Annotated in this window: 4 protein-coding genes; 2 read left to right on the forward strand and 2 right to left on the reverse strand. The window is 71.4% G+C overall.

Going from position 1 to position 11,688, the window contains the following annotated elements; all coding sequences use genetic code 11:
* The first annotated feature begins 3 nt into the window (after positions 1–3).
* Complete coding sequence (locus tag CQW49_RS21465; RefSeq protein WP_003612722.1) at positions 4–1,062, forward strand: DUF2252 family protein; 1,059 nt, start codon at positions 4–6, stop codon at positions 1,060–1,062.
* Positions 1,063–1,119: 57 nt separating this feature from the next.
* Here CQW49_RS21465 and CQW49_RS21470 read toward each other — a convergent pair whose 3' ends face one another.
* Complete coding sequence (locus CQW49_RS21470) at positions 1,120–1,521, reverse strand: type II toxin-antitoxin system VapC family toxin (RefSeq protein ID WP_003612723.1); 402 nt, start codon at positions 1,519–1,521, stop codon at positions 1,120–1,122.
* The gene (locus CQW49_RS21475; RefSeq protein ID WP_003612725.1) at positions 1,518–1,754 is read right to left on the reverse strand and encodes an AbrB/MazE/SpoVT family DNA-binding domain-containing protein; all 237 of its coding nucleotides are present in this window, start codon (positions 1,752–1,754) and stop codon (positions 1,518–1,520) included. Before CQW49_RS21475 ends, CQW49_RS21470 begins: the two co-directional genes overlap by 4 nt.
* Before the next feature lie 246 nt (positions 1,755–2,000).
* Here CQW49_RS21475 and CQW49_RS21480 point away from each other — a divergent pair, with 246 nt between their 5' ends.
* Positions 2,001–11,687 carry a non-ribosomal peptide synthetase gene (locus tag CQW49_RS21480; RefSeq protein WP_162150828.1) on the forward strand — a complete coding sequence of 3,229 codons (9,687 nt, stop codon included), beginning with the start codon at positions 2,001–2,003 and terminating at the stop codon, positions 11,685–11,687.
* Position 11,688 lies beyond the last annotated feature (1 nt).

Here is an 11,688-nt window from a genome sequence, read left to right on the forward strand (position 1 = left end):
CTCGTGTCATTCACGAAAGACAATAGCCGTTTCGAAGATTGGCTGCGCATGCAATGCCGCGTCGACGAGGGCGCGCTCGCTCACAAGCACGAGCTGATGGCCGAGAGCGCCTTCCGTTTTTTGCGCGCCACTTATTTCCGCTGGGCGCGCAAGATCGAGGCGCTGTGTCCCGAGCTCGCGCAGGCGCCGCGGGTTCTATGCGTCGGCGACGCGCATACGGAAAATTTCGGAACCTGGCGCGACAGCGAGGGACGTCTCGTCTGGGGCGTCAATGATTTCGACGAGGCGGCGGTCATGCCCTATCCGTTCGATCTCGTGCGCCTCATGACGAGCTTTCGTCTCGCCCCGAAGACCACGGTCAAGAATCGCGAGGCCGCCGACGCCATCCTCGAGGGCTACCGGGCCGGGCTGCGCAATCCTCGGCCGACGCTGCTCGACGAGCAGGAGCTGTGGATGCGCGACCATGTCGGCTGCAGCGACGAGGAGCGCCGAAGCTTCTGGGACAAGATCGCCGATTGCAGGGAGGTCCCCGCCGATCCAGGGCTCCTCGCCGGCTTCGCGGCGAGCTTCCCCGACGGCGAGGCGAAGATCTTTCGCTATGCGACGCGGATCGCCGGCGGCGGCAGCCTCGGGCGGCCGCGCTTCGTCGTCACCGCGCGCTGGCGCGGCGGCTGCATCGTCAGAGAGGCCAAAGCGTTGACTCCCTCCGCCTGGGATTGGGCGCATGGCGAGTCCGGCGGGCCAAATCATTTCCTCGATCTCGCGCGCGGCTCCTATCGCGCGCCCGATCCCTTTCTCACGGTCGCGGGCGCATTTATTTTCCGGAGGCTCGCCGCGGATTCGCGAAAGATCGAGCTGCGCGACATCGACGGCGCCGGTCTGCCGGCGCGGCTCCTGCGCGCGATGGGCTTCGACCTCGGCTCCATTCATGCGGCGCATGAGGGCGCCGCCGACATTCCGCGTCACCTCGACGCTTTGCCGCGGGACTGGCTGCCTGCGGCGGCGAAGACAGCGGCGGCGCAGGTCGAGCAGGAACACGCCGAGTGGAAATCGCGTCGTTGAGCGAGCCGCCCTCGGCCTCGCTCGCTCTCGAGGGCTGCGCATTCGCCGATGTATCGACTATGCGAGCCAGTTCTGCACCTTCAGCCCCTCGACTCGGGCGAATTCGTCCATATTGGCGGTCACGACCGTCGCATCGATCGCCAGAGCATGAGCGGCGATCAATAGGTCATTGCCGCCGATCGGGGTTCCCCGTCGTTCCAGCCCGGCCCGGATCGCCCCATATTCGGCGGCGGCGGGGCCTTCCAGAGCAAGCACGGCCAGCTCTCCCAGCAGGCTCTCGACCGCCGCGGAGAGCCGCTTCGAGCCGCTCTTGGCGCAGCCGTAGCGCAGCTCGGCGGCCACGATGACGCTGGTGCAGACATTGGCCTCGCCCACATGAGCGATATGTGCGGCGACCCGGCCTCGCGGATTCCTGATCAAATCGGAGACGATGTTCGTATCCAGCAGATAGCGGGTCAAAAGATCGGCTCCGGCGCGGGCGGCTGATCTTCGATCTCGGGGAAGGCCTCGTCGATGGGCTCCATCGTCTCGAGCAGGCCCAGGAGACCGCGCTTGCGCGTCGGCTCCAGCACGAGACGATCGCCCTCGCGGCGCATGATCGCCTCGTCGCCGGGCAGCTCGAACTCGACGGGAATGCGCACCGCCTGGTTGCGCCCGTTCCGAAACAGCTTCACATGCCGCGCCTCGCCCATGGCCGCCTCCGTGCATAGGCTTTAAGCATATGCCGACACGTCGAAAGGTCAAGGCGCGATCGATCCACAAGAAAAAATTGCATCGCCATCGGCTTGCAGCCCCGAGGCGCGCCAAAATCTCAATCCACAGGCGTGTTTCCCCGGCGCCGCGCCGCGCGGTGACAAGGGGGGATACGTGAGCTACACCGTTGCGAACGTTCCTCTCTGAAGAGCGATTGCGTAATGCGGGTCGTCGGCGTCATCGGTATGTCCTGTCGACTGCCCGGCGCGGCTTCCTGCGAAGAATTTTGGGATCTGCTGGCCTCGGAGCGCGATGCGGTCGGCCCCATCGGCGGCGCGCGCTGGGACGGCGCGAAGCCCGACTTCGGCGGGCTTCTCGATCGCGTCGATCGTTTCGACAACGACTTCTTCGGCATATCGGCGCGCGAGGCGCGGTCGATGGATCCGCAGCAGCGGCTGCTGCTCGAGGAGACATGGCGCTGTCTCGAGGACGCCGGCGTCGCCCAGGACGAGCTGAGGTCGCGCGTCACCGCCGTCTACGCCAGCGTGATGACGATCGACTATCACCAGAATGTCGCCGCGCCAGGGACGCCGGTCGACAGCTACGCCTGTCTCGGCAATTACGTCGGCATTCTCGCCAATCGCCTGTCGCATGTGTTCGGCTGGCGCGGCGAGAGCTATGCGCTCGACGCGGCCTGCGCCGGCTCGCTCACGGCGCTGCATCAGGCGCGCCGCGCGCTGCTCGCCGGCGAGTGCGATTACGCCCTGGTCGCGGGCGTGAGCCTCATCATCAATCCCTGGCATTACCGCTCCTTCGGCAAGTCGCGCATGCTGAGCGCTAGCGGGCGCTGCCGGACCTTCGATCGCGACGCCGACGGCTATGCGCCGGGCGAAGGCGTGGCGGTGGCGCTGCTGTGCCGGGAGGAGGACGCGACGCGCAACGGCCTGCGCCTTCATGGGCGCATCCTCGGAACCGCGACCGGCCATGTCGGCTCCTCGCGCAGCATCACCGCGCCTTGCGTCGAGGCGCAGCGGCGCGTGATCGAGGCCGCCGCGCAGGCGGCCGGGATCGGCCTCGACAGCGTGTCCTATGTCGAGGCCCATGGCACCGGAACGCCGCTCGGCGATCCGGTGGAGATCGCCGCGCTCGGCGCCGCCTTCTCCGCCGGACCGCGCTCCGAGCCCTGCCGCGTCGGCTCGGTCAAGACCAATATCGGCCATCTCGAGGCCGCCGCGGGGCTCGCCGGCCTCGTCAAGACGCTGCTGATGATGCGCCATCGCCGCATCGCGCCGAGCCTGCATCTCGATTCCGTCAATCCGCTCATCGATTTCGAGTCCGGCCCGCTGCGGCCGGCGACGCGCGCCGAGCCCTGGGAGGCGCCGGTGCTGCGGGCGGGCGTCAGCGCCTTCGGCTTCGGCGGCGCCAACGCCCATGCGATCGTCGAGGAGCCGCCGCCGCTCGTCGCGCCAGCCCCGTCCGGCGCGACGCGTCTTCCCTTTCTACTGTCGGCGGCCTCGCTCGCGAGCTTTGGCGCGCTGTGGGAGTCTTGGCGCGGCTTCGTCGCCTCGGCCGCGTTCGAGCGCGCCGCTCTGGCGGATATTCTCGGCACGCTCGCGTGCGGTCGCGCGCCGCTCGCCTATCGCTTCGCGGCGGCGGTCGCTGATAAGTTCGAGCTGGCGCATCTGCTGTCCGGGCCGCCGCCCGAGCCTGGCGCATGCGCCGCGCCGCGGGTTTTGGCGGACATCGGCGGCGATCATAGCCTCGGTCTCGCCCGGCTCGCCTTGTTGCAGGCTCTCGGGCTGCGCTCGCTCATCCTCGCCCATGACGGCGATCTCGCGGACACGGATTGCGCCCTCTGGCCGCGCTATGATCGGCGCGCGCGCCGGCTGCGCCTTCCCATCGCGCTCGACGCCGCCTATCTCGCGCGCTTGCGCGAGGGGCTCGTCCTGCCGGAGGCGCCGCTGGCCGCGCGTGTCCTCGGCCGCGCCCGCGACCTTCTCCACAGCAATTTTTCCTTCCGCGCCAATATCGAGGATTGGGGCAAGCGCGCCTGCGTCGATCTCGTCGGCTGGCTCGACGCGCCGCCGGCTGGCGCGGACGATCGGCGCCTGCTGCTGCTCGCCGTCGCCGTCGCGCATCGCCGCATTCTCGCGCGCTGGCGCTTGCCGGAGCCGCGCGAGACCGCCGGCGAGTCCTTCGACGAGGTCGCTGCGCTCGTCGTCGACGGCCTGCTCGACGAGAACGAGGCGATCGCGCTTTTGGGACGCGATCCGCTGGAGCGCGTCGCCGAACGGCTCGCCCTGCGCGCGGTCGCCGCAAAAGGCGCGCCGGATCATCCGATCCTGCGCCGCGAATCCGCGGCGCGCGCCGGCGAGGTCGCGCTCGCTGCGCCGCCCGCCGCCGATCTCATCCTGCGGCTCGACGAGGGAAGCGAGACCGAGCTTCTCGCGCGGCTGTGGCGCGCCGGCGCGTCCTTCGACTGGCGGGCGCTCGGCGAGAGCTTCCGCACCGTTTCACTCCCGCTCTATCCTTTCGCGGGCGAGCGCCATTGGATCGATCTCCCGCCGCCTCCGAGCGCCGAGGATCCGCTCGACGCCTATGTCGCTAATACTTTATTCGTCGCGCTCGATCGCGCCGGGGCGTTGACGCCGCTCGGCGCGGGTTTTTCGCGCGAGGAGATGGCGCGGCGCGGCGAGGTCGATCGCGCCGATCTCGATCGCGCGCTTCACATTCTGTCGGCGCATGGCCTCGTCGCGCTCGAGGGCGGGCAGGCGCGCGCGCTGCGCACGCGGCGCGAAGCGGCGAAGGCCGCCGCCGCTCTGCGCGAGCGGCTCGCGGACGCCTCCGACAATATCGACGCCGGGCTGGAGCGGCTGCTCATGGCGCATTCGGGAACGCAGCGCGCGGCGCCGCCTCTCCCGCGGAGCGGGCTATCGAATGCGCCCATCCTCGCCCCCGCGACGTCATGGCCGGGCTTGTCCCGGCCATCCACGCCGACACGCCGTGGCTTCTCGGAAAGTTGGCGTGATGTCGACGTTCCGGCGAGCTCTACCAGGCCCTGCCCAGACGTCGCCCGACGCGAGCCGAGCGCGTGCCGGGACAAGCCCGGCCATGACTGCGGCGGGGAAGAGCCGGGAAGGGGGCTCGAGCAGATGCGCGCGCTCATTCGGCGCATCGTCGCCGAATGCGCCGGACTCGGCGGCGAGGTTGTCGCCGATGACGCGCTCTTCGCCGATCTCGGGATCGACTCGCTCGCCGCCGGCGATGTCGCCGAGCGGCTCGGCGCCGCGCTCTCGCGCCGCATCCCCGTCCATGTCGTCGACGACTGCCCCACTGTGGAGCGGCTCGCGCGTCATTTGGCGGCGGGCCATCTGGAGCAAGGCGCTCCACCTTCCCCCTCGAGGGCAGGGTCGGAAAGCGAAGCCGTCCAAGCGGAAGGCCGAAACGCTCCCTTGGGCAAGGACCGGCTGCGCGAGCTCGTCGCGCGCGTCGCCGCCTGCGATCCGGCGAGCATCGGCGATGATCGCCGCTTCGAGGAGGTCGGCGTCGATTCTCTCGCTTCCGGCGATCTCGCGCAACTCATCGGCGAGGCGCTCGGCCGGCGCGTCCCGCCCCATGTGGTCGACGATCATCCGACCCTCGCGCGTCTTGCCGCTTTTCTCGCCGACACCCCGCAGCTGGATTTCGGCGTCACGACGCAATGGCGCCTCGCCGAGCCCGGCGACCTTTCCTCGCTCGGCGCCTATGAGATCGCCCGCCGCGCCCTCGCGCCGGATGAGATCGAAGTCGAGGTCGAGGCCGCCGGCCTCAATTTCCGCGATGTGATGGAAGGGCTCGGGCGGCTCGGCGGCGCGCCACGTCCGCTCGGGCTCGAATTTTCGGGGCGCGTCTGCCGGCGCGGCGCCGGCGTCGCCGATGTCGAGATCGGCGCCGCCGTCGTCGGCGTCGTCATCGGCGCGCTCGGACGCCATGTCGTCACGCGCCGCTGTCTCGTCGCGCAAAAGCCGGAGGCGCTCTCCTTCGCCGAGGCCGCCGCCGTTCCGATCGTCTTTCTGACGGCCCTGTGGTGCCTCGAGGAAATCGCGCCGCTGCGCCGCGGCGACAGCGTGCTGATCCATGCCGGAACCGGCGGCGTCGGCCTCGCGGCCTTAGAAATCGCCGCGGCGGCCGGCGCCACGATCATCGCCACGGCGGGCAGCGAGGAGAAGCGCGCGCATCTCGCCGGGCTCGGCGTCGCCCATATCGGCGGCTCGCGCAGCGCCTCTTTCGTCGAAACCGCCCGCCGCGCCACCGCCGGCCGCGGCGTCGATGTGCTGCTCAACTGCCTCGCCGGCCCGCTGATCGACGCCGGCCTCGACCTCGTCGCGCCCGGCGGCGCCTTCATCGAGCTCGGCAAGACCGATATTCGCAGCACGGCGGAGATCGCGCGCCGCCGCCCCGATATTCGCTACGTCGTCTTCGATCTCCTCGCCGAAATCGACGAACGGCCGCAGGGCGTCGGCGAGCGCCTGCGCGCGGCGATGCAACGCTTTGCCGCCGGCGGCTTCACGGCGCCGCCGCTCAGCCTCTTCTCCTTCGACGAGGCCCCCGCCGCGCTGCGCCATCTCGCCCGCGCCCGCCATATCGGCAAGGTGGCGCTGACCGCCGCGCCGGCGCCTGCGCCGCGCCTCGCTCGCGCCGAGCCGGCGACCGACGGGCGCATCGCCATCGTCGCCATGTCGGGCCGCTTCCCCGGCGCCCCCGATGCAGCGTCCTTTTGGCGCCTGCTGCGCGAGGGGCGCGAGGCGATCGGCGAGGCGCCGGAAGGGCGCTGGCGCGATGAGGAATTCGCGGCGCTCGGCGCGCAGTCGAGCGAAGAGTCGCGCCTGCGCGCCGGCGGCTTTCTCGAGGAGGCGGAGAGTTTCGACGCCGCCTTCTTCGGCGTTTCGCCGCGCGAGGCGCTGGCCATGGATCCGCAGCAGCGGCTGCTGCTCGAGGAGGCGTTCGTCGCGCTCGCCGCGGCCGGCGTCGCGCCGCGCGGCGAGGCCGATCCGCGCGTCGGCGTCTATATCGGCGCCAGCGCCGGCGATTATGATCTCAAGACCGCGCTGCTTCGCCTGCCGCAGGATGGGCCGTCGCTGCTCGGCCAAATGCCGTCCTCGCTGGCGGCGCGCGTCAGCTACGCCTTCGATTTCGCTGGTCCGGCGTTCACGATCGACACGGGATGCACGTCCTCGATCACGGCGCTGAAGCTCGCCGCCGAGGCGCTGGAGCGCGGAGAGATCGACATGGCGCTGGTCGGCGCGGTCGCCGCGCAATCCACGCCGCAGCTCGCCGTCCAGGCGGCGCGCGCCGAAATTCTCGCCGCCGACGGCCGCTGCCGCTCCTTCAGCGGGGATGGCGAGGGCCTCGGCCTGTCGGAGGGCGTCGGCGTCGTGGTGCTGAAGCGCCTCGCCGACGCGCTCGCGGCGCCCGATCGGCCGCTCGCGGCTCTGCGCGCCGTCGGCGTGCGCCAGAACGGCGCGACGCGGGGCTTCAGCGCGCCTTCGGTCGCCGCGCAGACGGCGCTCGCCCGCGAGATTTTGGCGCGCGCGGGGGTGGAGCCGGCCGAGGTCGGCTACGTCGAGGCGCATGGCGTCGGCACCAAGACCGGCGACAGGGCCGAGGCCAGCGCGCTCGCCGCGGTGTTCGGGCGCGGCGCGCCGCTGCCTATCGGCTCGGTGAAGAGCAATATCGGCCATGCGCTGGCGACGGCCGGCATGGCCGGCCTGTTCAAAGCAGTGCTGCAGCTGCGCCACGCCCAGCTCGCGCCCTCTCTCCATGCGCGCGAGGAGCCGCCCGAATTCACCGGCTCGCGCCTCGTCCTCAATCGGCGCCTCGCGCCCTGGGCCGCGCCGTCCGGCAAGCCGCGTCTCGCCGTGGTCAACGCCTTCGGCGTCAATGGCGGCAATGGCTGTCTCCTCGTCGAGGAGGCGCCGGCCCTCGCGGAGCCGGCGCGCGCCGCGCCGGCGGAGGGGCTGCTCGTCATGACCGCGGCCGCCTCGCAGGCGAGCCTGCGCGCGCGGCTCGAATCGCTGGCGGCGTGGGTCGCCGAGGAGCGGGCGCAGCTCGCCGACATCGCCTGCACGCTGCATGCGGAGCTCGCCGCTCTGCCCGCTTGCGCGCGAAAATTCCGCGCCGCCTTCGTCGCCTGCTCCAGCGAGGAGCTGCGGGCGCAGATCGGCGCGGCGCTGGCGAAAGATCGCCTGCGCGAGGCGCGCCGGCACGATCCGGAGATGCAGCGCATCTTCGCCGGCGCGGCCGAGCAATTCTGCCGCGAGGCCGCCGTCGAGGGACGGAGCAAGCTCGAAGCCGCGGCCATGATGTTCATGGACGGCGTCGATTTTCGCCCGCCCGCGCCGCATCCGGGCGCGCGGCGCCTCGCCTTCCTGCCCGGCTATCGTTTCGAGCGGCAGAAATTCTGGCCCGGCGCCGAGCCCTCTCTCGCGACCGAGAGACCGCGCGCGGCGCAATCGCCGAACGAGGATCGCCGGTTGACGCAGCTGCGCTCCGCCGCCGCGGAGGTTCTGGCGCTGCCGTTCGCAAAGCTCGACGCAGGCGCCTCGCTCCCGAGCCTCGGTCTCGACTCCCTGCTGGCGCTCGACCTGCGGCGGCGCCTCCTGCGCGCCCTCGGCGCCGCGCCCGATGTGCCGGCGCTGCTGAGCCGGACGCCGCTCGCAGCGCTCGCGGCGGGACTGCCGCAGGACGCGGCGAGCGCCGCGCCGGCGACGATCGCCGTCGATCCCGCCGCGCGCTTCGAGCCCTTTCCGCTCACCGATATTCAGATGGCCTATTGGCTCGGCCGCGGCGGCGGCTATGCGCTCGGCGGCGCCTGCCAGGTCTATTGGGAGTTCGTCGGCGCCCCGGATCGCGATCCCGCGCGGCTCGAGGCGGCGTTCAACCGCCTCGTGGCGCTGCACGATATGCTGCGCGCCGTGGTCGCGCCGGACGCGACCCAGCGCGTGCTCCCCAGCGTCCCGCATTACGCCATCGAGCGGCACGATTTTCACGACCATGGGGAAGGGCTCGCGGCGCTGCGCGCGGCGATGTCGCGGGAACAGTTCGATCCCGAGCGCTGGCCGCTGTTTCATGTCGCCTTCAGCCGCGACGGCGCGGTGTCGCGCCTGCATCTTAGCGTCGATCTGCTCATCATCGACGTGCCGAGCCTCGCGCTGCTGATCGGCCAATGGGCGCGGCTCGAGCGCGAGCCCGAGGCGCCGCTCGCGCCGCCGGCGATCGCCTTCCGCGATTATGTGCTGCATCGCCGTCGCGCGGAGGCGGACGCGGCCTTCGAGGACGCGCGCGCCTATTGGGCGAAGGAGGGCGCGTCCCTGCCGCCGGCGCCGCGGCTCAGAGGCATGAAGCCGCTCGACGCCGCGCCCGCGCCGCAATGGCGCCGGCTGCACGGCCGTCTCGACCCCGCGCCGCGCCGCGCGCTCGAGGCCGGCGCCGCGGCACAGGGCGTCACTCTGGTCGCCGTGCTGGTCACGACGCTCGCCGAGGTTCTGGCGCATTGGGCGGAGGAGCGGCGCTTCACGCTCAATCTCACCGTCAACGACCGCGACGCGCCGCATCCGGACATTGCGCGCGTCATCGGCGATTTCACCTCGACCCTGCTGCTCGACCTCGATCTCGAGACCGAGGCGCCCTTCGCTGCACGTCTCGAGACGGCGGCCGCGCGCCTCGCGGCTCATCTCGCCCATGCCCGCTTCTCGGGCGTGAAGGTCGCGCAGCAGCGCGGATTGCGGGGCGAGGAAGCGCTGATGCCGGTGGTCTTCACCAGCATGCTCGGCTATGGCCCGCTCTCGGGACCGCTCGGCCGGCTCGATTTCGGCGCCACCCGCACGCCGCAAGTCTGGCTCGACGTTCAGGCGATGGACGACGAGGGCGCGCTCGTCCTCAGCTTCGACGCGGTCGAAGCGCTGTTCCCGAGCGGCTTGCTGGACGCGATCTTCGCGACTTGGCGCGAGGCTCTGGCGGCGCTGGCCGGCGACGCGAGCCTCTGGCGCCGCCCGCTCGGCGACTGGATCGGCGCGCGCGAGCGCAAATGGCGAGACATGCGCAACGCCACCGCGCATCCCCTGCCGGAAGGCCTGCTGCACGAGCCCTTTCTCGCCCGAGCGCTGGCGCATCCGGAGCGAATCGCTGTCATCGCCGCCGGGCAGGAGGTCAGCTATGGCCGTCTGCTGGCGCAAGCGACCGCGGTAGCCGAGGCGCTCGGCCCATGCGCGCCCAACCGGCTCGTCGCCATCGGCATGAGCAAGGGCTGGCGGCAGATCGCCGCCGCCATCGGCGTGCTGATGTCCGGCGGCGCCTATCTGCCCGTCGATCCCGCTTTGCCCGAGGACCGCCGCCGCCGGCTGCTCGCCGCCGGGGAGGTCGACACGATTCTGACGACCGCCGCGCTCGCCGCGCGCTGGCCGCGGGACATCCGCGCCATTGCGGTCGACGGACTCGCGCCGGCGCCGCGCCCCGGCTCGATCGTGGGACGAGCGCGGCCGGATCATCTCGCTTATGTGATCTTCACCTCCGGCTCCACCGGCGAGCCCAAGGGCGTGATGATCGAGCATCGCGCCGCGCTGAACACGATCTGCGACGTCAATGAGCGCTTCGGCGTCGGGCCGCATGACCGCATGCTCGCCCTCTCCGAGCTCGGCTTCGATCTCTCGGTCTATGATATTTTCGGCGTGCTCGGCGCCGGCGGCGCGCTGGTGCTGCCGGAGGGCCGCTCGGCGCGGGACCCGGACCATCTCGCCCGGCTCGTCCTCGATCATGGCGTGACCCTTTGGAACGCCGTGCCCTCCTTCATGCAGCTCTTCGTCGCGAGCGCCGAGGCGCAGGCGGCGCTGCGGCGCCTGCGCCTCGTGCTGATGAGCGGCGATTGGATCCCGCTCGATCTGCCGCCGCGCCTCGTCGCCGCCAACCCCGGCCTCGAGGTCGTGAGCCTCGGCGGCGCGACCGAGGCCTCGATCTGGTCGATCCTCCATCCCATCGGCCCGCTCGATCCGTCCTGGAGCAGCGTTCCTTACGGCTCGCCGATGCGCAATCAGCGGTTCCATGTGCTCGGCGTCGATCTCGAGGATTGCCCGGACCATGTCGCCGGCGAGCTCTACATCGCCGGGGAGGGGCTGGCGCGCGGCTATTGGCGCGACGACGCGCGGACGGCGGAGCGCTTCCTGCTCCATCCGCGCAGCGGCGAGCGGCTCTATCGCACCGGCGATCTCGGCCGCTATCGCGACGAGGGCCTCATCGAATTCCTGGGCCGCGCCGACGGACAGGTGAAGATCGGCGGCTATCGCGTCGAGCTCGGCGAGATCGAGGCGGCGCTGTCGCGCCATGCGGCGATCGAGCAGGCGGTCGTGGTCGCGCGCGCCGACTCCACCGGCCGCAAGAGCCTCGTCGCCATCTATGCGACACGGCGCGGCGAGGTGGTCGAAGGCGAGACGCTGCGCGCCTTCCTGTCGCAATCCCTGCCGGCCTATATGGTCCCCGCCGTCTATGAGCGGCGCGACGCGCTGCCGCGCAATGGCAATGACAAGATCGACCGCAAGGCGCTGGCGAGCCCGGAGGCCGAGCCGGCGCGCGCCGCCGCGGCCCCGGGAGTGGCCGAACGCATGCTCGCCGTCTGGCGCGAGGTCCTGGGCAATCCGCGCCTCGCCGAGGACGACAAGCTCTTCGAGCACGGCGCGCATTCCTTCCACGCGGTCGACGCCAATCTGCGCATCAATCGCGAGCTCGGCCTTCCCTGCACGGTGACCGATATTTTCGAGTTCCCGACCGCCCGCTCGCTCACGGCCGCTCTGCTCGCGCGCAGCGGCGCGCCGGCGCCCGAGCCCATGGCCGCGCTCGCAAGCCGCCCCGCCGATTCGCGCGGCGACCGCCGCCGGCGCTTCCGCGCCATGGCCGCGCAGTGAG

The organism is Methylosinus trichosporium OB3b, assembly GCF_002752655.1.
GTDB classification, from domain to species: Bacteria; Pseudomonadota; Alphaproteobacteria; order Rhizobiales; family Beijerinckiaceae; genus Methylosinus; species Methylosinus trichosporium.